The following is a 19351-nucleotide window of genomic DNA, read 5'->3' as shown; positions in this document are numbered from 1 at the left end:
CACGCAGGCTTTAGGACTCTTATTACTTAATATGAACGACATCATTGATGAACTTCGTGAATTAAACGAAGACCGCTTCAACTCAGTTCGCCTCCCAACGGAAGATGAGCTGGTTGAGTTGGAAGAGGAAATTTTAATCTCTATTCCTGCAGACCTAAAAGAGTTTCTGCTAGAGGCTAGCGATGTTGTAGTTGGCTCCCTATCCCCTGTCACTGCGACTGAACCACATTCACATACGCACCTGCCAGAGCTAACGGCAACAGCATGGTCTTTAGGTTTGCCGAGAGAGCTAATCCCATTTTGCGAAGCGAATGGCGGTTATTACTTTATCGAACAAGATGGCTCTATCGGCTTCTGGTCAGCAGAGGAAGAGGTAAATGAAGAGCAGTGGGATAACCTGTGGGACTGGGTTAGTGATATTTGGATGAGTGACGCAGAATAGCTCCCTGTGACAGTTCACTTCATAATTAAGGGCTATTAATAGCCCTTTCTTCATACATTCAATCTATCTGCTGTACTCAACAACGCCTCTTAATAAGCCTCTATGCCATTCTTTAACAATAAGCGGGGCATGACATCATCTAAACTTGTAATATCGCTCTCACGTAACTCTAGAAGTGTTAATCCATATTTTGAATACGCCTGCAGCTTTTGTTGCTTAATTTTTTGATACTCTGGGTCACTCTCATGCTCCCATAACTCAACATATATCTTTCCAGCGGGTATATAAAAAGTACTGTAGACATCTTCTTCAATCGGCAAACGGCGTTCATAAGCATGCGCGATGTCCGCTAGATACAGCCAATTGTCGATCAGCACTTCGGCTTTTGAGCGAAGCTGATGACCATCTACCGCTCGAAAGTTGGCAGGAAATTTCTTCCTAAAAACGGAGACCTCTTCGCTCGTGTATTCATTTAGCCCCAAAGCCTGGCCAAGATCTCCTTTAAGCGCTTTCAGGGAACGCTGAAAAGCAAGGTTATGAATAAAAGCGAGCGGCCAGAGTACATAAGGAATTCCGGTTTTTTGGCTCTCTTTTTGTACTCCCCCTAATGCCTTTCCTTGCCCCGTTAACTGCCAGCCTTTGTGATGACGATCCACCCAACCTAACTCAGAAAACAACGCGTTAACTTGCCGTGCTGATAATGCAACTTTTTGCCCTATATTAGCCGCGCTATGAAGGTCATCTTTATCATAGGCAACCACTGCGGCTTCGCCCTCAATTTTTAACTGAGGTGGCCAAACAATATAAGATCCAAACTTATCACTTTGCTTTACTTCTCCCCCCCGCTCTCTGCCACTGGTCGTTAACTCCCAGTTTTTTTCTAAACGCACAATCCATCCAGCATTTTCTAATTGCGCAAATAGCGCTTTACTCGACATGGAACGCAGTTTTGATAACGCTGTGGTTGATATTTTATCCATGGAGCATGTCCTGAGAAGCAATTAATAAGCAACGTGGTTTAAAGTCAGTACTTGTTTTTCATGGTACATATGAGTACAAATTTATAAGCCTAATGCAAACAAAATATTTATAGATAAAAAAGGATGCAGCATTGACCACTCCAAAAGTTCAGCAACCTGAGCAACATATCTGTCTTGATGAGTTACTGAGCGGGCAAACCAGCAAGCAGCATCCCTTTGAGCTACTTTCAAGCCTCTGCGAAGGAGCCATTGCTGTAGATGCATCTTGTCGTATTATCTGGATGAGCCCTAAATATCGACAACTCATTAACATAGCTGAAAACAAAACACTTATCGGTACGCCTATTGAAGAGTTGCTGCCTAACACACAGCTACCCCGTGTATTAAAAAGCGGCAAACCCACCTTTGTCGACCTCATGCAAATTAACAATCGCTGGTGCGTGGTAACACGCATGCCATTAAAAGATAACAACGGCACTGTGATGGGTGCTATTGGTTTTATTTTTTATACTGATCTAGAAAGCCTCAGACCATTATTTGATAAATTTGCTCGCCTTAAACGCCAGCTCGAACAGCAAAAATTGATTCGCCCCTCTCGCTACGCACTGGATGATTTAATTGGCCAATCAGCCATCATTCAACAATTAAAAAGACAAGCACGCAGAGCTGCATTGTTAGATACCACTGTGCTTCTACTTGGCGAAACGGGAACAGGTAAAGAGCTGCTCGCCCAAGGTATTCATCATGCTTCCCAGCGAAACGGAGGCCCATTTGTTGGCATCAATATGGCAGCTTTACCAGAGTCACTCGTTGAGGCCGAATTGTTTGGAGCAGCTCCCGGAGCCTATACAGGTATCGATAAAAACGGACGAAAAGGAAAAATACAGTTAGCAAATAGCGGTACTCTGTTTTTAGATGAGATTGCCGAAATGCCTCTTACCATGCAAGCTAAGCTTCTTAGGGTCTTACAAGAGCGAGAAGTAGAAGCACTGGGATCAAACCGTTTAGAGCAAGTCGATGTTCGCATTATTGCGGCGACGTCAGGCAACCTTAAAAAACTAGTTGATGAAGGTAAGTTTCGTGCCGATCTTTATTATCGACTGAATGTATTACCCATACGCTTAGCGCCGCTTCGGGAGCGCAAAGACGATATCCCATTACTGTGTATTCATATGCTAAAAAATATTCAACAGCAAGCACAGATTCCTGCACTCGCATTAACAGATACTGCGCGACAATGGCTGCTTGAATACAGCTGGCCTGGAAATGTCCGGGAGCTCCACAACCGTTTAGAGCGCGGCTGTGTAATGGCAGAAGGTACTGCTATTGAACCCGCAGACTTAGGTGCATTTGATGATCTTCCCTGTGTTGATACCAACCCTTTGCCGATAAATCTTCATGAAACACGGCTAAGGCTAGAGCAAGACGCACTGAGAGAAGCACTTCAGCAAACAGGGGGCAATAAAAGTAGCGCCGCCAAACTATTAGGGATTTCTAGAGCCACCTTATATGAGCGCTTAAAAAAGTGTAAAGACGAATAGACACACTACATACAAACCATACACTAGTGTCTACACAGCAATACACTACATAATAAGCACGATTGACCAAAAACACACAAGCATATGATTTTATTGATAAAAAAATGACTGGCTCGTCTTTTGCTATAACCAGTGAACAATAAAAAACAATTTACAGGTAATGGTATGCCCAATCGTCTTATTTCAGCTCAAGAAGCCGCGTTACTCATTGCAGATAATGACACTATCGCAACCGCTGGCTTTATCGGTATAGGGTTTGCAGAGACACTCGCAAAAGCTATTGAGAAGCGCTTCTTAGCGACCGGTCACCCTAGCAGTCTTAATCTAGTGTATGCAGCAGGGCAAGGTGACGCAAAAAACCGCGGGCTGAATCGATTTGGCCATGAAGGCATGCTAAAGCGCGTCATTGGAGGGCACTGGGGCTTAGCTCCGCGCCTCGGGAAACTGGCTATTGATAATAAAATTGAAGCATATAATCTGCCTCAAGGCGTTATCTGTCATCTCTTTCGTGATATCGCAGCTGGTAAACCTGGCACATTAACGCACGTGGGATTACATACGTTTGTCGACCCAGAGCAGGGTGGCGGAAAAATCAACAAGCGTACTCAAGAAGACCTTGTGGAACGCATAGAAATAGCCGGCTCCCCTTTTCTTTTATACAAGACATTTCCCATTAATGTAGCCTTGCTTCGCGGTACAACTGTTGATAGAAACGGTAATATTTCAATGGAGAAAGAAGCGCTACCATTAGAAGCACTGGCTATCGCTCAAGCGGTTAAAAGCAGCGGCGGCACGGTTATTGTGCAAGTCGAACGTACTACTGAACTACACCAAGTAACACCAGACCGTGTTCGTATTCCTGGTATTTTAGTAGACCATGTAGTGCTGTCAGAAGCGCAGGACCATCCGCAAACATTTGCTGAGCAATACAACCCTGCTTATTGCGGCGAGATTCGTACCGGCAACTCACTGCAATCTGTTCCTCTGTCCGCACGTAAGGTCATTGGTCGGCGCGCTTTAATGGAGCTACGCAAAGGCTCGGTCGTTAACTTAGGTATTGGCATACCAGAAATCATCTCACACATTGCTGCAGAAGAAGGCAGGCTTAAAGAGTTCACATTGACAGTTGAAGCTGGCGGCATTGGAGGATCTCCCGCCAGCGGCTTAAGCTTTGGAGCTATTGCCAATGCAGATGCTATTATTGATCAACCCGCTCAATTCGATTTTTACGACGGCGGAGGTCTGGACCAAGCCTTCCTTGGTTTAGCACAAGCAAGCCCACAAGGCCATATTAACGTCAGCCGGTTTGGCGAGCGACTTGCCGGGTGCGGAGGCTTTATTAACATCACGCAAAACACCCGCGATGTTTACTTCCTCGGCACATTTACGTCAGGCCCTCAAACAATCGAAGTAAGCAACAATCAATTGACGATTATTGAGAACGGCCCTATTAAGAAATTTCTCGCCGCCGTAGAACAGATCACCTTTAACGGGCAATACGCCTTAGAAAAACAACAAAATGTTATGTTCATCACCGAAAGAGCGGTCTTCAAACTCACGGATAGCGGCTTAAAACTGCTAGAAATTGCGCCTGGCGTGAACTTAAAAACCGATATTCTCGATCATATGGGGTTCATACCCATTATCGATGATGATTATGTGCTAATGGATCCTCGTTTATTTAACGACGGCCCCATGAACTTACAGCGTGTAGGAAGCATGCCGATGCCACATATGCGCTCAGTGTGGAAACGAATGCTGGAAAACACCTCACAAGATCATGAGTTTTCACAGTAATCTAAACAGTAATAACTGAGCTTAGAAAGATTATCACTGGTTTTTATACACTCTAACATCTTAAAAGATGCCACCAACCGTGTTATTTTGCGCTAATAGCTGCTTTCAGGCCGGAGTCCTAATATGCGCACGCTCACTCTTATCAGACATGCTAAATCAAGCTGGAAAAATCCAGATCTTGAAGATTTCAACCGCCCTCTTAACAAACGCGGCAAACGTGATTTGCCCGCCATGGCCGAACGCCTAAAAGCGGCAAACCTGACACCTGACAAATGTTTATCGAGCGGCGCTACGCGTGCATACCTGACGGCTAAAGCCACCAGCAAACAACTCACTAATCGACCACTCATCGAGGTTGTTCCTGAGCTATACGACTCATGTATGGAAACATTGCTCGATACATTACAGCGCCATTCCGACAAGGACCGTCACATTATGCTGTTTGGTCATAATCCCGGATTACAGCGTTTAGGGGAATATCTGAGTGCAGAACGGCTCAACAACCTTCCCACCTGTGGTGTTATGCATATTCAACTAGGCATCACCTGCTGGTCTGAACTCACAGAGTCATGCGGAACACTTCTCTGGTTCGATTACCCAAAGCTTCACCAGTAGGACAACATAGCCTACCCAGCAACAGTACTTGCGCTGATAAATAGTTGTCTGAGTAATAACACTGTTCTACAACACTGTACTGCATAGCACTTAAATCACGACAGCAGTATTATCTTGCCTTCATTTACTTATAGGAGCTTTACGTGGCGCTTTACCTAGATACATTGGCTTTTACAGCCAACATTGTGGCGCCCATCTTTTTTATCGTATTTATGGGCGTTATATTAAAACGCACATCCGTTATTAATGAGGCATTTGTCAGCACCGGATCAAAACTGGTGTTTATGATTACGTTACCAACCCTGGTTTTTATGAGTATCGCCAGAACTGACTTTCAGGCAGTTTTTAATCCCACACAACTCAGTTATGTAGCCGCCGGAACATTGGTTACATTTATCGCTATCTGGTTGCTAGCGAAACAATGGATTCATAAACCCGAAGACCTTGGCGTTTTTATTCAAGGGGCCTTTCGCAGTAACTATGGGATTATAGGATTAGCGGTAAGCTTCAACTTATTTGGCCAAACAGGTCTTGCCCAAGCATCATTACTGCTTGCTTTGGTCATTCCTCTATATAACGTACTATCGATCATTGTCCTATCACTACCCATGAAAAGCAGTAACGCCCTATCACTGAGCGGCGTGATCATAGAGATATTAAAAAATCCCTTAATTATTGCGGTATTACTCGCTTTGCCTTTTTCCTATTTCGGATTCTCGTTGCCCGAAGTGGTTGATCGCACCGGCCGTTACTTTGCTAATCTTACATTGCCCTTAGCGTTGCTCACTATTGGTGCCACATTAAATTTAAAGAGCCTAAAACACACGTCCTTCCAAGCATTCTGGGCTACTGCCACTAAATTGCTGATTCTGCCAATTATTCTCACTCTAGGAGCTTGGCAAGCGGGTTTCACAGATCAAGACTTGGTATTAATGTTTGTGCTTTTTGGCTGCCCGACTGCGGCAGCAAGCTTTGTCATGGCGAAAGCAATGGGAGGCAATGCACAGCTGGCCGCTAATATTATCTTAACGACGACTATCGGTTCAGTATTCACGCTAAGCAGTGGCATCTATCTAATGAAAATTTTAGAGGTTATCTAAGCATGCTAACGCTATTCAAAAAACAAAAAGTATCCAAGCTATTTAAGGTAATTGAAACAGGTGATTTAGCAACTCTTGCTAAACGACTACAAAACATCGATTCGACTGTACTAAATGACCAAACAGACCAACAGCTTAGTGCTATTGAAACTGCCATTCTTGCACAGCAACCCAAAGCCCTTGTCATGCTTATTGAGGCCGGAGCTAATATTGAGCAGCGCTCGTCAACAGATGAGCCCTACTTGTTGGTTGCCCTTAAACAGGTGCAAAGCTTAACGCTCATCAATGCATTGTTACAATCAGGCGCGAGTACCGAATATAAAGCCCAAGATGAAAACACACATTTAATAGCTGCCTGCTTTAAGCACTGCTCTGTCACAGAACTAATGCTTCACCTGAGTCGTTTTAACGAATATGGAATTGATCTCAACCAAGAGGACTCACAAGGACTCAATGCGTTGAGTTATGCATTAGAGACTCAAAACAAAGAGCTGCTTAATTTTTTGATAGCTTCCGGTGTTCAAACACCGGAGCAATGGCCCCAATCATTACCCGAAGAGTTAAAGCAGCATGTAAAACGCGCTGTCGATGACCTGCGTATCAGACAGATGTTTTTAAACCAATAGACACTTAAGCACGCGCTGTGAAGTGCCAATCAGTCTCATCCATCTGGTTGCGCACCGACACCTTAATAGACTCGTCTATAGCGTCATCATTCAACTCATAGAGGCCACAGAGCCCTAACGCTTTTCGGATATCAACCTGCAAACCTAAATACTCCATCACTACACGGGCACAACTGGGCTTTCTTACACCATTGGCAGGCACACCAATTCTTAAACCATTTAAGCGGCTAATACGGTTCTTATAGCTTGGAGTCAACACAGTCTCGGTAACTTCATTCGTCGCTAACGCTTCATAATCAATCATGAAGATTCGATCAGTTAGAAATAAAGCCATCCCTATATATTTACTATGAAATGCTGCTTCAGTAGGGCTTTCTTTTAGTCTCTCTGTGCGTTGGTAATAATAACCTTCGTCGCGTTTTTCAATACAGATCAAATTTCGAAGCACCTTACCAGGGCACGCCATCGACATGTAGTACTCAAAATAATACCCCACATATTTTTCCATCTGCGCCGAACTTGCATGACTCAAGGCTTGCAGATGACTATCTTCGACTCTAGGTAAACTAGAGGGAGCAATGACTTTCGGGCGCACTTGAATAAGGCGCTCGAACTGAGCTACAGGAAGCAGTAATTCATACTCCTCTACACCAAAAAAATCACAGAGCTTTCGCATAGTTTTTGGCGAGGGCTTATAACGACCACTTAGATACCGATTGAACTGTGTGCGATTAAGGTTCAGGCGACGGCACACATCAGCAATAGAATCGTAATAACTGCAGAGTAATTTCAGATTACTGGACAGATCCTGATACATATACACAGCCTTTACTTTAGATATTTCAATTATAGTGGTGCTATATGATGCATTTCAAGCAACATTCTGCATCAAAAACTGCATCAATGCCCAATAGATAGGTGCAACTTAAGTATGATTGAATGGTAATCAACCTATTTAATAAAGAGCTAGTCGCCCAATGAACAATCGAAAAGAACATGATTTATTAGGCGATGAAACGCTCCCAGATAGTGCTTGGTACGGTATTCAGACATTACGCGCCTTACGCAACTTCAATACCTCTGGTGTACCTATTCACCACTTTCAAGATCTCATCAATACATTAACAATGGTGAAACAAGCATCAGCTGAAGCAAACCATGAACTGGGATTACTCAGCAGCAAAAAAACCAATGCTATTCGCCAAGCCTGCATACGTATTCGTGAAGGAGAATTACACAACCAATTCGTTGTAGATTTAATTCAGGGAGGCGCTGGCACATCTACCAACATGAACGCCAATGAGGTTATTGCTAACTTGGCTCTCTCTATCATGGGTCACGAAAAAGGTGAGTATCAATACCTACACCCCAACAATGACGTTAACAAATCACAGACAACCAATGACGCTTATGCCACAGCAACACGACTATCAATCGTATTAAGCACACAGACACTCACACACGCGCTATCTTCTATTAAAAGCAGCTTGGACAAGAAAGCAGAAGAGTTCGCTCGCATTCCTCTTGCAAAAGGCGCTCACTTACAAGATACCGCTACAAAAATGCTAGGCAGCGAGTTTGTAGACTTTGCAGACTCCCTGAAAGAAGAGATCGTAAATATACAAAGCGCCTGCACACAACTATGCGCGACAAACCTTGATAGCACATCGCAAGATCAAGCAAATCGTGCCCATCCTGATTATACGAAATCAACAATAAAACACCTGAAACGCATATCAGCGCTACCTATCACATCAGATAAAGAATCACCTGGTGACGATTCCGACATGGGAGCATTTGTGAAGATCTCTGCTATTCAAAGAAAACTAGCGATAAAGCTCTCCAAAATTTGCAGTGAAATATGCATGCTTTCTAACGATCCACGGACTAATTTTAATGAGATTAACCTCCCTGTTGCACAAGCAGGTTCCTCGCTTGCACCAGGTGTCGCTAGCCCTGTTATTCCTGAGGCTGTTAGCCAAACTGCTTTTCAAGTCATTGGGCATGATGTCACCGTGTGCATGGCCGCAGAGGCAGGCTCTCAACAGCTAAACGCCATGGAACCGGTCATTATCTATAACATCCTCAACTCCATGAAAATGCTTAGCTCTGCTATCTACATGCTAAACCATCGCTGTATTCGCGGCATTACGGCCAACAACCCACCGATCCAACTTAATATACCAAACAGCCACATGCTCGCAGCACTAATGCCAGATCTTAGTTATGGAACTCATCCCCTAAATCATCTAAGCTCTGCTGCCGCAAATACTAGCCCATTGAAGACGGCTGTATGAACACCCCCAATTGAGGCCGCTACATGAACAAGTCCCGCGTTCTAATAATTTATACTGGCGGTACCATTGGTATGTGGCCTTCTGCATCTGGCTACGTACCACAAGGTGGTTTCAATGAACTGTTAGAGCAACGGCTCAATAAAGTATCTATCTCGGCTCTGCAGCCTTTTGATATTATCGAACTCGACAAGCTCATTGATAGCTCAAATATTGTGCCTGCCGATTGGGCTACGTTAGCAGAGCTGATTACACTGCATTATGATAAATATGATGGTTTCGTTATTCTTCACGGCACCGACACCATGGCCTACACCGCCTCAGCGCTCTCTTTTATGCTTTGCGGTTTAAGTAAACCTGTCGTTTTAACCGGTTCGCAAATTCCTTTAGCTCAACCCAGAACCGATGCCACTAATAATTTACTGAATGCTATTGAGTTCGCCCGCGAACCCAACAACCAAGAAGTCTGCATCTGTTTCGATGGTCAATTATTGAGAGGCAATCGCGCCAAAAAAGTGCATACCTCATCGCTACGCGCTTTTGCATCGCCCAACTACAGTCCTCTAGGACTGTCAGGCATCCAAATTAAACTGCTTGATAACAGCGCTAAAAGCATAGGTCAGACTAAAAACACGCAACACAATACGTCACAATTTAAAACGCCAGACTGCGGCACGGAACAGGTTGCGCAACTGCACCTTTATCCAGGCATCAATGATGCTCAGCTGACATCAATACTAGATAATCCTGATATAAAAGGCGTTATTATGCTGAGCTACGGAGCGGGGAACCCACCGGATAATAATCAATGTTTGATGTCTTTGTTGGAAATGGCAAACAATCGCGGGGTAGTCATCGTCAACCTGACTCTTTGCCACTCCGGGCAAGTAATACAAGGGTCTTATGCAACGGGCGCTCGTCTTAATCAACTAGGCGTGATTCCCGGTGCTGACATGACGGTTGAAGCAGCTTATACCAAGTTACTATTTTTATTAGCCACTGAAACAGATATTGAACGTATTAAAGACCTGTTGTCGTCTCCTCTATGCGGTGAGATGACACTGTAAGAGAAGCATTAAGCCCAAGAAAAGCTTACGAGACTTTTGATATACCAAAACTTGGGATGTCAATCGCAGGGCAACGATCCATAATCACATCGAGTCCTGCGGCTTCAGCCCGATCAGCAGCGGGCTGATTAATCACACCAAGCTGCATCCATACAGCTTTTGCACCGATACTAATAGCATCATCTACTACGCTCGCTGCGGCTTCTGAATTACGAAAAACATCCACCAAGTCGACAGTTTCAGAGATATCCTGCAGCGAAGCCAAAATAGTTTGACCATGCAGCTGCTGCCCAGCTTTAACAGGATTAACAGGAATAACCTGATAGCCTTGGTTTAGCAAAAAAGCCATCACCCGGTAACTAGCACGCTCGGGTTTTAGGCTCGCACCAACCAATGCAATGACTCGGCTGCTCTTAAGAACACGTTTTACCTTTTCGATTTCACTCATGCTCTCATCTCCTTATTTGCGCAAATAGGGCACGCCGGGTCTTGCTTCAACTTAAGGGAGCGCCACTCCATATGCTTTGCATCCAACAATAGTAATCGACCCGTTAAAGTCGTGCCAATATTAGCCAGCACCTTAAGTGCTTCTAACGCCTGCATTGAGCCAATAATACCCACCAATGGAGACAGCACGCCAGATTCAGAGCACGTTAGCGTTTCATCATCTCCTTCGGTATATAAACATTGATAACAAGGGCTCCCGTCCACTCCTGGCTGGAAGACCGCAATTTGGCCTTCCATACGAATAGCCGCACCAGAAACTAACGGTTTTTTATGCTCAACACACGCTTGGTTTACAGCAAAACGTGTTGAAAAGTTATCGGTACAATCCAGCACCAAATCAACTTGAGCAACAAGCGCTTGTAATGCATAGGCACCTAAACGCTCAGCACGCGTTACGATATTAATATCAGGATTAATCTCTCGTAGCATCTGTGCGGCGGAATCTACTTTTTTCATACCGATACGGGCCGTAGTATGAACAACTTGGCGTTGAAGATTAGAAAGATCAACCTGATCGTCATCCACTAAGACCAGCTCACCAATACCCGCAGCAGCCAGATAAAGCGACACAGGACTGCCTAATCCGCCTAAGCCAATAATTAGCACTTTAGAGGTTAACCAGCGTTCCTGACCGTCAATGTCCACATCAGGTAACATAATTTGGCGGCTGTAACGTAGTAACTGATCATCGCTTAGCATTATTATTTTCTCCAGCACCTTATTTTATCTAACAACCCAATAGCCTGTCATACCGTTCAGCCTATTCTCCAACAGCCTAGCGTAACGCGATCGTTACCCGCGTAATCCTGATAAGTATTTACCTGCTGATAACCACACTCAGTAAATAGCTGCCTCACAGCAGACCCTTGCTGATAGCCGTGTTCAAACAGTAGCCACCCATCAGTCACAAGATAGTCAGTGGCAGCACTAATAATATGCTGAATATCCGATAAACCATCACCATCAGCTACCAATGCACTACGCGGTTCAAAACGCACATCACCTTGGTCAAGGTGCTCATCTCTTGAGTCTATGTATGGAGGGTTACTAACAATCATGTCAAAAAGCCCAGAGAGCGGTTCAAGCCAACTACCTTGAACAAAGCTCACCTGAGTTAGACCTAATCTCTTCTGGTTACGTTGCGCTAGCGCAACCGCCGCCTCAATGCGATCGCACCCCCACACTTCCCACGCAGGTCGCTCACTTGCCAGAGCGAGAGCAATAGCGCCAGTTCCCGCTCCTAGGTCGGCCACTCTACATGATCGATCAAGAAACGGCACATTAGCAAAAAGAGAGAGTGCAGTTTCAACCAATACTTCTGTATCGGCGCGAGGAATAAGGGTATCTGTCGAGACTTCAAGATCTAACGTCCAAAAAGCCTGGGTACCCAAAATATAGGCGATGGGTTCACCTTTAGAGCGGCGCCCCATCAATGTAAGAAACTGCTGCTGCTGGCTAACTAAAAGCGGCTTATCTGGCCAAGTCATCAAATAGCTAGTGCGCTTATCTAATACATGGCATAACAGCAATTCAGTATCCAACCGAGACGAATCGCTGACCTCTTCTAACTGCTTAGAGCACAATAGCGCCTCAGCAATTCGCATAGTCACTCCGCTACTCAGATAACGCCCCTAACAACTCAGCTTGATATTCATGCATCAACGGGTTGATCACTTCTTCCAGCTTGCCTTCCATGATCTCATCAAGCTTATACAGCGTTAGATTGATGCGATGATCAGTAATCCGGCCCTGTGGATAATTATAAGTACGAATACGCTCTGAACGATCACCACTACCGACTAAACTCTTACGTGTCGTGGCCTGCTCAGCTTCGTGCTTTTCTTTCTCTGCAGACTGTAAACGCGACGCCAACAAAGCCATCGCTTTGGCACGGTTCTTATGCTGTGAGCGCTCTTCCTGACACTCAACAACGAGACCGCTAGGAATATGAGTAATACGGATAGCGGAGTCTGTCTTGTTGACATGCTGTCCACCTGCACCAGAAGCACGGTAAGTATCAACTCGCAAATCAGCTTTATTAATTTCAACTTGAGCCACTTCATCCAACTCAGGCATAACAGCCACTGTGCATGCCGAAGTATGAATACGACCTTGAGACTCAGTTTCAGGCACTCGTTGAACACGATGCGCACCCGATTCAAATTTCATTCGTGAGAAAACATCTTGCCCTACAATACGGGCGATTAGCTCTTTATAACCACCATGTTCGCCTTCATTGGCACTAATAACCTCTATACGCCAACCTTGTGCTTCAGCAAATTTAGAATACATTCTAAAAAGATTGCCCGAGAAGATAGCCGCTTCATCACCACCAGTACCTGCACGCACTTCCAAGAAAACGTTACTGCCGTCATGGGGGTCTTTAGGTAATAGGTGAATCTGTAGCTCATCCTCTAGGGTCGCAATACGTGCCTGAGCATCTGACCACTCTTCTTTGGCCATCTCACGCATATCAGGATCAGTATCTTCCATCATCAGCTGCGCTTCTGCCACATCACTCTCTGCTTGCTGGTATGCACTATAAGCCTGCACCACAGGCTCTAGCTCTGAATATTCTTTAGAGAAATCGCGAAACTTGTTCTGATTAGAGATAACACCGGCATCACTTAATAGTGCAGCCAATTCCTCAAAGCGATCTGCTAGCTTATCCAGCTTGGTTTGAATAGACTCTTTCATATATTAGTTTTCGTCCGAATCAGATAACTGGAAAAGCGTTTGAGCGGCAGTCACAACGTCAGACTGCCCTTCCGCACTCGCTTTTCTTAGCTGAATTGTTGGGTGATGAAGCACTTTATTAGTCAGGCGACGAGCCATCTGAGCGAGTACTTCTTCGGGATCATTACCTTTTTTCAATTGCTTCAAAGCAACTTCAACTTCTGCGTCGCGCAAAGACTCATAGCGCCCGCGTAACTGAGTTACCGTATCGACTGCATCGAGCGAACGCAACTGGCGCATAAACTCATGAGCACCGACATCGATAATAGCCTCAGCCTCTTTCGCTGCACTTTCACGACTACGTTGATTTTCTTCAATCACTTCACGCAAATCATCGACTGTGTAAAGATACACGTCATCTAGATCAGCGACTTGTGGCTCAATATCTCGCGGCACTGCAATATCAACCATGAAGATAGGTCGATGTTTGCGTTTTTTTAGTGCATTTTCGACCGCACCTTTACCTAGAATAGGTAACTGGCTAGCAGTAGATGAAATAATAATATCGGCATCGGCTAAAACGTCAGGAATATCGCCAAGCATCACAGCTTTACCGTTAAAGGCCTCAGCAACACTTAAAGCACGGCTCACCGTACGGTTCGCAACCGTAATATTACTAACACCGGCGTTTACCAGATGCTGAGCCACTAGCTCGATGGTCTCACCCGCACCAATTAACAACGCCCGACTGTCTTTAAGGTCAGAAAAAATATGCTGTGCAAGATTAACTGCCGCATAAGCGACGGATACTGGGTTTTCGCCTATAGCCGTATCAGTACGAACTTTTTTGGCTACCGAAAAGGTTTGCTGAAACAAACGCCCCAGTTCAGCCCCCACTAACCCTTGGTCCTGCGATAATGAATAGGCTGATTTAAGCTGCCCCAAAATTTGCGGCTCACCTAACACCAAAGAATCCAAGCCACTGGCAACCCGCATCATATGCTTAGCCGCAGACTCATCCCAGTAGGTATAGGCACACGCTTCAAGCTCACTCAACTCAAGGCCATGGTATTCACCTAACCACTCCAATACCGCACGTGTTCCCGGCAACTCAGTTGAACAATACAATTCTGTTCGGTTACAGGTAGAGAGAATGGCAATTTCTTTCAGCTGTGCAAAGCCGTGGGCCTGCCGCAAAGCATCCGCCAATTTATCAGGACTGAATGCCACTCGTTCTCTGACGGAGACAGACGCCGTTTTATGATTAATGCCTAAAGCAAGAAGAGACATGGATCGATTAACTACACCAGACTATCAATAAGCGCGCAATGATACACCGATTTAGCCTAAAACATGAAATTCCCCGTGCGTGAAAGTGCACTAAATGGAACCTATTTACAGAGTATTACACTAATCAGGATATGCTTTGGCGATGACAAGGCGTATCAAACTCTACTATAGTGACAATAGTCAGTAGTACATCAACCTTGGATCGATTATATATTGTGCTAAAAAAAATACTCTGTTTGTTGGTTATCAGTACAGGAATACTGAGCGGGTGCAGTTTAACGCAGCAGCCGAACGACACAGTAGCGCCAACGCCTGCTTGGGAAAGTACTTATAAGCAAGGTGAGTTAAATGGAGAATCGTTATACGACCTTCTGATTGCTGAACTTGCGGGTCATCAACAACGATATGATGTTTCTCTTGAGAAATACCTGAAACAGGCAGAGTTAACTGGCGATCCTGGCATTATCAGACGCGCCGCTCGCATTGCACAGTTCACGAAGGACGCTAGTTCGCTCGAAAAAGCTGCCAGAATATGGGTCAAACACGAACCCGACAGCCAAGAACCACAAACATTACTGGTTGGTTTACTCATTCAACAAGGAAAGTTCTCAAAGGCGCTGCCTTTCATTGAGACAGCGTTAACGACTAACAGCCACCAAATACTAGCGCTACTCAATAGCCATGCAGCCAAAATGCCACTTAAAGAAGCGCAGGCATATTTAAACATCATCAACAAACAGACAAAACGCACACCAAAAAATTCAGAGCTATGGCTATCACGTGGAATGTTCGAACGACGTGTGTCTGACAATGACAGTGCACTATATAGCTTTAATAAAGCCATCAAACTGAACCCTAAAAGTGAAGCAAGCATTATTCAAAAAGCAGACTTGCTGAAAGATAGTGGAAAATACTCACAAGCACTCAATGTCATTTCAGCGGGTCTTAAAGAGGATCCAGAAAACAAGCAACTCACTATTCTCAAGATTCAAACGCTTTACAAAGATAACCAGCCCAACACTGCTATTAAAGAAAGTAATCAACTTATCTCCAACTTTGGTGCAGATAACCAACTTCATCTATATCTCGCTTTATTAGCACTAGATTTCAACCGCCTTGACGACAGTAAAGCTATATTACAAACCTTATACTCACGTACTCGAGATACATCTTTACATTTCTACTTAGGCTTAATAGAAGAGCAGTTAGACAACCCTGAGCTCGCTATACAGCACTATTTGCAAGTAAATCGCGGCAATAACGTATTACAAGCATACACACGCACACTTGCACTGTTGGCCAGCGACACAAAAGAGCCCCGTGTTACTGACATCATTACCAAAGCGACGGCAAACCATGCAGAATTAGCACCTGATTTGATCAATGTATACGCTGATTGGCTGAGAAGTTTCAAATTCGAGAAGCAAGCAATTACAAGCTTAGATAGGGGGATTTCAACCTACCCGGATCATATTCCTCTGCGTTACTCGCGTGCCATGATGCGCCCCCCTGAAGAGTTTCCTCAATCAGAAGCAGACTTTAGGTTTATTCTAAATAAAGACCCGAACAATGCGATGGCATTGAACGCCCTCGGTTATACCTTGTCACTTTACACCGAGCGTTATCAAGAAGCTTACCAACTGCTTACCAAGGCTATCAGCCTAAAGCCGAATGACCCCGCCGTGATGGATTCAATCGGCTGGGTATTATTCAAGCTGAACCGCTACGATGAGGCGCTGACCTTCTTAACAAAAGCCTATAAAGTATATCCAGACCCAGAAGTAGGCAGCCATCTTATTGCGGTTCTGGTAGCTCAGAACAAAAAGCAGCAAGCTCAAGAGCTGTTTGCCGAGCTTTCGAGTAAGTTCCCAGAAAACCCTCATATTATGAATGCCCAGAAAACATTGAACGGACAGCTATGAAAAAGATATTTTTACTGATAAGCCTCTCATTAATAATGACAGGTTGTAGCCTTATACCTAAAACTCAAGCCCCAGAATCTAAATCCACTCTTAGTTGGGAAGAACATCAGGCAATTATCAACCAAATATCTCATTGGAATACGTCAGGAAAAATAGGCATTCGCACCCCTGATGACTCACAATCAGCGTCCCTATCTTGGAATCAAAACCAACAAGCATACAATATTAGCTTAAAAGGCCCACTCGGCCAGGGTGGCGCTACTATTAGCGGCGACCAATACTCTTCAACACTAGAGATTCCTGGTGAGCAGCCATTAGCTGCCGGATCTCCTGAAGAGTTACTCAGCCTACGTCTTGGCTGGGAAATCCCCGTTCAAGATGCGCAATATTGGATCAAAGGTATCCCCTCACCTAGCAGCACCTACGACCTAACACTGACTGACAATCGCTTAGCAAAACTAACCCAGCAAGGTTGGAATATTGAATACCAGAGTTACGTTGACGGTAATAAAGCTAGCCTACCTAGAAAACTAACAATGAGCCGCGAAGAGCTAAAGCTGACACTGATCCTAAGGAACTGGCGAATTATTGATTAAAAAGAGCACAATTTTCGTTTTTACTTGACCATTCTGGCTGTTTTTAAGAGAATAGCGCCCTCTTTTTGAGGGTAATTACCTCCATAGATGATACTGGGGTATAGCCAAGCGGTAAGGCAGCGGGTTTTGATCCCGTCATGCGCAGGTTCAAATCCTGCTACCCCAGCCAATAATCTATGGTGAGTACTCACTCAACATGAATTCCAATGAAGAACAGTCCGAAAAGGTGCACACCATGTCTGAAATGATGGTTTTCACTGGCAATGCAAACCCTGAGCTAGCGCTCAAAGTTGTCGATCGTCTCGATATTCCTATGGGTAAAGCTCACGTTGCTCGTTTTAGCGATGGTGAAGTCAGTGTAGAAATCCAGGAAAACGTCCGCGGTAGAGATGTTTTTATTATTCAATCCACTTGCGCACCGACCAACGACAACCTCATGGAATTGATTGTCTTGGCTGATGCACTACGTCGCGCATCAGCAGCAAGAATTACAGCTGTAGTACCATATTTTGGTTACGCTCGACAGGATCGTCGCCCGCGTTCAGCTCGTGTAGCTATCACAGCTAAAGTTGTTGCCGATATGATGACAACTATTGGAGTAGACCGCGTTCTTACAGTAGATCTTCATGCTGACCAGATTCAGGGATTCTTCTCTGTTCCTGTTGATAACGTTTACGGCTCTCCAGTACTACTAGATGACATTATTGATCAGCAGTACGAAAATCCAATGGTCGTCTCTCCAGACGTCGGTGGTGTAGTGCGTGCTCGTGCCGTTGCTAAGCAACTGGATTGTGATCTTGCTATCATCGATAAACGCCGTGAACGCGCTAATGAATCTCAGGTCATGAACATCATTGGTGATGTAGAAAATCGTACCTGTATTCTTGTTGATGACATGTGCGATACAGCAGGCACCTTATGTAAAGCTGCACAAGCACTAAAAGAAAACGGTGCTGCTCGTGTTATTGCGTACGCTACTCACGCAGTATTATCAGGCCCCGCTATTAACAACATTACAAATTCAATGCTAGATGAATTGGTGGTTACTGACACGATTCCTCTAACAAAAGATGCACAACAGTGCAGCAAAATTCGTCAACTAACGCTAGCGCCCTTGTTGGCAGAAGCAGTACGACGCGTTTGCAACGAAGAATCTATCAGCGCTATGTTCCGCTAATCGCGAACACTGCCTGTAAGAAAAAAGCCCGCTACCGGGTACACGAAGTCCTGAAAAGGACTAAATCAATCACTTTAGGGCCTTGGTCGCGCGGTTCTAAAGGTAGTTATTTATAGGTATAAAAATGTCTAATTTTGTAGTTGAAGCTGTATCTCGTGAAGATCAGGGGAAAGGTGCGAGCCGCCGCCTGCGTCACGAAGGCCTGGTACCAGGTGTTGTATACGGCAGCGAAACACCTGTTTCGATCTCAATGATCAACAAAGATCTGATCAAGCAACTTTCTGATGAAACTTTCTTCTCTTCAATTCTGACTTTGAAAATTGACGGAAAAGAAGAAAAAGTAATCATTAAAGATTTGCAGCGTCACCCAGCTAAATTATTGATCATGCACGCTGATTTTCAGCGCGTTGTTAGCGATCAGAAAATCAAAATTACTGTTCCTCTGCAGTTCGCTAATTTTGAAAAATCTGCTGCATCTAAAGCTGCTGCAAAATTTGCTGCTGAAAGCAACGTTGTAGAAGTTTTATGCCTACCTGCCAACCTGCCAGAAGCATTGACTGTTGACCTAACAAGCGTTGAGATCGGTCAAACGCTTCATTTGTCAGACATCACAATGCCTGAAGGCGTTGAGGTTGCTGCATTGCGTCGCGGTGGAGACCATAACCAGGGTATCGGTTACATCTATTCTCCACGTGGTGCTAAATAATACATTTAGCCTTAG

General features: G+C 44.7%; 19 protein-coding genes and 1 tRNA gene. 13 read left to right on the top strand and 7 right to left on the bottom strand.

Annotation, left to right across the window (positions count from 1 at the left end; genetic code table 11):
• The first annotated feature begins 31 nt into the window (after positions 1-31).
• Positions 32-442 carry an SMI1/KNR4 family protein gene (locus tag G511_RS0110740; protein WP_028469617.1) on the top strand — a complete coding sequence of 137 codons (411 nt, stop codon included), beginning with the start codon at positions 32-34 and terminating at the stop codon, positions 440-442.
• 89 nt (positions 443-531) lie between these two features.
• Here G511_RS0110740 and G511_RS0110735 read toward each other — a convergent pair whose 3' ends face one another.
• Complete coding sequence (locus tag G511_RS0110735) at positions 532-1422, bottom strand: hypothetical protein (protein WP_028469616.1); 891 nt, start codon at positions 1420-1422, stop codon at positions 532-534.
• Between the two features lie 131 nt (positions 1423-1553).
• Here G511_RS0110735 and G511_RS22590 point away from each other — a divergent pair, with 131 nt between their 5' ends.
• The 5 genes from G511_RS22590 (at position 1554) to G511_RS0110710 (ending at position 7101) form a co-directional block, all read left to right on the top strand.
• Complete coding sequence (locus tag G511_RS22590) at positions 1554-2963, top strand: sigma-54 interaction domain-containing protein (protein ID WP_245573940.1); 1410 nt, start codon at positions 1554-1556, stop codon at positions 2961-2963.
• Between the two features lie 165 nt (positions 2964-3128).
• Positions 3129-4760 (top strand): acyl CoA:acetate/3-ketoacid CoA transferase, encoded by a 1632-nt coding sequence (locus tag G511_RS0110725; protein ID WP_028469615.1) that lies wholly within the window; start codon positions 3129-3131, stop codon positions 4758-4760.
• A 123-nt stretch (positions 4761-4883) separates the two neighbouring features.
• The gene (locus G511_RS0110720; protein WP_028469614.1) at positions 4884-5375 is read left to right on the top strand and encodes a SixA phosphatase family protein; all 492 of its coding nucleotides are present in this window, start codon (positions 4884-4886) and stop codon (positions 5373-5375) included.
• A gap of 143 nt (positions 5376-5518) precedes the next feature.
• A complete protein-coding gene (locus G511_RS0110715) occupies positions 5519-6475 on the top strand; it encodes an AEC family transporter (RefSeq protein WP_028469613.1) in 957 nt (318 codons plus the stop codon).
• Positions 6476-6477: 2 nt separating this feature from the next.
• Positions 6478-7101 (top strand): ankyrin repeat domain-containing protein, encoded by a 624-nt coding sequence (locus tag G511_RS0110710; protein ID WP_028469612.1) that lies wholly within the window; start codon positions 6478-6480, stop codon positions 7099-7101.
• A 4-nt stretch (positions 7102-7105) separates the two neighbouring features.
• On the opposite strand, the gene G511_RS0110705 is transcribed toward G511_RS0110710, so the two are convergent.
• Positions 7106-7918 carry a helix-turn-helix domain-containing protein gene (locus G511_RS0110705; protein ID WP_028469611.1) on the bottom strand — a complete coding sequence of 271 codons (813 nt, stop codon included), beginning with the start codon at positions 7916-7918 and terminating at the stop codon, positions 7106-7108.
• A gap of 160 nt (positions 7919-8078) precedes the next feature.
• Between G511_RS0110705 and G511_RS22585 the strand changes: the two genes are divergently transcribed.
• Positions 8079-9398, top strand: coding sequence for a lyase family protein (locus G511_RS22585; RefSeq protein ID WP_051221885.1), 1320 nt, complete (start codon positions 8079-8081; stop codon positions 9396-9398).
• 23 nt (positions 9399-9421) lie between these two features.
• Positions 9422-10462 carry a type I asparaginase gene (locus G511_RS0110695; protein WP_028469610.1) on the top strand — a complete coding sequence of 347 codons (1041 nt, stop codon included), beginning with the start codon at positions 9422-9424 and terminating at the stop codon, positions 10460-10462.
• Positions 10463-10487: 25 nt separating this feature from the next.
• Here the strand turns inward: G511_RS0110695 and G511_RS0110690 are convergent, their stop codons facing one another.
• Genes G511_RS0110690 through hemA form a run of 5 tightly spaced genes read right to left on the bottom strand, consistent with a single transcriptional unit; the run spans position 10488 to position 14935 of the window.
• Positions 10488-10910, bottom strand: coding sequence for a CoA-binding protein (locus G511_RS0110690; protein WP_028469609.1), 423 nt, complete (start codon positions 10908-10910; stop codon positions 10488-10490).
• Positions 10907-11668, bottom strand: a complete 762-nt coding sequence (locus tag G511_RS0110685; RefSeq protein ID WP_028469608.1) for a HesA/MoeB/ThiF family protein — start codon at positions 11666-11668, stop codon at positions 10907-10909. The genes G511_RS0110690 and G511_RS0110685 overlap by 4 nt, the downstream gene beginning before the upstream one ends.
• Positions 11669-11724: 56 nt before the next feature.
• Positions 11725-12573 (bottom strand): peptide chain release factor N(5)-glutamine methyltransferase, encoded by an 849-nt coding sequence (prmC, locus tag G511_RS0110680; protein ID WP_028469607.1) that lies wholly within the window; start codon positions 12571-12573, stop codon positions 11725-11727.
• Positions 12574-12583: 10 nt separating this feature from the next.
• Positions 12584-13666 (bottom strand): peptide chain release factor 1, encoded by a 1083-nt coding sequence (gene prfA, locus G511_RS0110675; RefSeq protein ID WP_028469606.1) that lies wholly within the window; start codon positions 13664-13666, stop codon positions 12584-12586.
• Between the two features lie 3 nt (positions 13667-13669).
• The gene (gene hemA, locus G511_RS0110670) at positions 13670-14935 is read right to left on the bottom strand and encodes a glutamyl-tRNA reductase (protein WP_028469605.1); all 1266 of its coding nucleotides are present in this window, start codon (positions 14933-14935) and stop codon (positions 13670-13672) included.
• 215 nt (positions 14936-15150) lie between these two features.
• On the opposite strand from hemA, the gene G511_RS0110665 reads away from it, so the two are divergent.
• The 5 genes from G511_RS0110665 to G511_RS0110645 all read left to right on the top strand — a co-directional run bounded on the left by G511_RS0110665 (position 15151) and on the right by G511_RS0110645 (position 19336).
• Positions 15151-16857: a tetratricopeptide repeat protein gene (locus tag G511_RS0110665; protein ID WP_051221883.1), complete on the top strand. Its 1707-nt coding sequence runs from the start codon at positions 15151-15153 to the stop codon at positions 16855-16857.
• Positions 16854-17453 (top strand): lipoprotein insertase outer membrane protein LolB, encoded by a 600-nt coding sequence (lolB, locus tag G511_RS0110660; protein ID WP_028469603.1) that lies wholly within the window; start codon positions 16854-16856, stop codon positions 17451-17453. Before G511_RS0110665 ends, lolB begins: the two co-directional genes overlap by 4 nt.
• Before the next feature lie 94 nt (positions 17454-17547).
• Positions 17548-17622: transfer RNA gene (locus tag G511_RS0110655), tRNA-Gln, on the top strand.
• Between the two features lie 66 nt (positions 17623-17688).
• A complete protein-coding gene (locus tag G511_RS0110650) occupies positions 17689-18630 on the top strand; it encodes a ribose-phosphate pyrophosphokinase (protein WP_028469602.1) in 942 nt (313 codons plus the stop codon).
• 124 nt (positions 18631-18754) lie between these two features.
• Positions 18755-19336, top strand: coding sequence for a 50S ribosomal protein L25/general stress protein Ctc (locus tag G511_RS0110645; RefSeq protein WP_028469601.1), 582 nt, complete (start codon positions 18755-18757; stop codon positions 19334-19336).
• Positions 19337-19351: the final 15 nt, after the last annotated feature.

Source organism: Neptunomonas japonica DSM 18939 (assembly GCF_000422765.1).
Classification (GTDB): domain Bacteria; phylum Pseudomonadota; class Gammaproteobacteria; order Pseudomonadales; family Balneatricaceae; genus Neptunomonas; species Neptunomonas japonica.
The sequence above is the reverse complement of the archived record's forward strand: the minus strand, read 5'-3'. Positions and strand labels throughout refer to the sequence as shown.

Excerpts from the sequence above, each read along its gene's own strand:
- lolB (WP_028469603.1), top strand. The coding sequence starts at position 16,854 with ATGAAAAAGATATTTTTACTGATAAGCCTCTCATTAATAATGACAGGT.
- G511_RS22585 (WP_051221885.1), top strand. The coding sequence starts at position 8,079 with ATGAACAATCGAAAAGAACATGATTTATTAGGCGATGAAACGCTCCCA.
- hemA (WP_028469605.1), bottom strand. The coding sequence starts at position 14,935 with ATGTCTCTTCTTGCTTTAGGCATTAATCATAAAACGGCGTCTGTCTCC.
- prmC (WP_028469607.1), bottom strand. The coding sequence starts at position 12,573 with ATGCGAATTGCTGAGGCGCTATTGTGCTCTAAGCAGTTAGAAGAGGTC.
- prfA (WP_028469606.1), bottom strand. The coding sequence starts at position 13,666 with ATGAAAGAGTCTATTCAAACCAAGCTGGATAAGCTAGCAGATCGCTTT.
- G511_RS0110690 (WP_028469609.1), bottom strand. The coding sequence starts at position 10,910 with ATGAGTGAAATCGAAAAGGTAAAACGTGTTCTTAAGAGCAGCCGAGTC.
- G511_RS0110705 (WP_028469611.1), bottom strand. The coding sequence starts at position 7,918 with ATGTATCAGGATCTGTCCAGTAATCTGAAATTACTCTGCAGTTATTAC.
- G511_RS0110650 (WP_028469602.1), top strand. The coding sequence starts at position 17,689 with ATGTCTGAAATGATGGTTTTCACTGGCAATGCAAACCCTGAGCTAGCG.
- G511_RS0110740 (WP_028469617.1), top strand. The coding sequence starts at position 32 with ATGAACGACATCATTGATGAACTTCGTGAATTAAACGAAGACCGCTTC.
- G511_RS0110695 (WP_028469610.1), top strand. The coding sequence starts at position 9,422 with ATGAACAAGTCCCGCGTTCTAATAATTTATACTGGCGGTACCATTGGT.
- G511_RS0110685 (WP_028469608.1), bottom strand. The coding sequence starts at position 11,668 with ATGCTAAGCGATGATCAGTTACTACGTTACAGCCGCCAAATTATGTTA.
- G511_RS0110725 (WP_028469615.1), top strand. The coding sequence starts at position 3,129 with ATGCCCAATCGTCTTATTTCAGCTCAAGAAGCCGCGTTACTCATTGCA.
- G511_RS0110735 (WP_028469616.1), bottom strand. The coding sequence starts at position 1,422 with ATGGATAAAATATCAACCACAGCGTTATCAAAACTGCGTTCCATGTCG.
- G511_RS0110645 (WP_028469601.1), top strand. The coding sequence starts at position 18,755 with ATGTCTAATTTTGTAGTTGAAGCTGTATCTCGTGAAGATCAGGGGAAA.
- G511_RS0110710 (WP_028469612.1), top strand. The coding sequence starts at position 6,478 with ATGCTAACGCTATTCAAAAAACAAAAAGTATCCAAGCTATTTAAGGTA.
- G511_RS0110720 (WP_028469614.1), top strand. The coding sequence starts at position 4,884 with ATGCGCACGCTCACTCTTATCAGACATGCTAAATCAAGCTGGAAAAAT.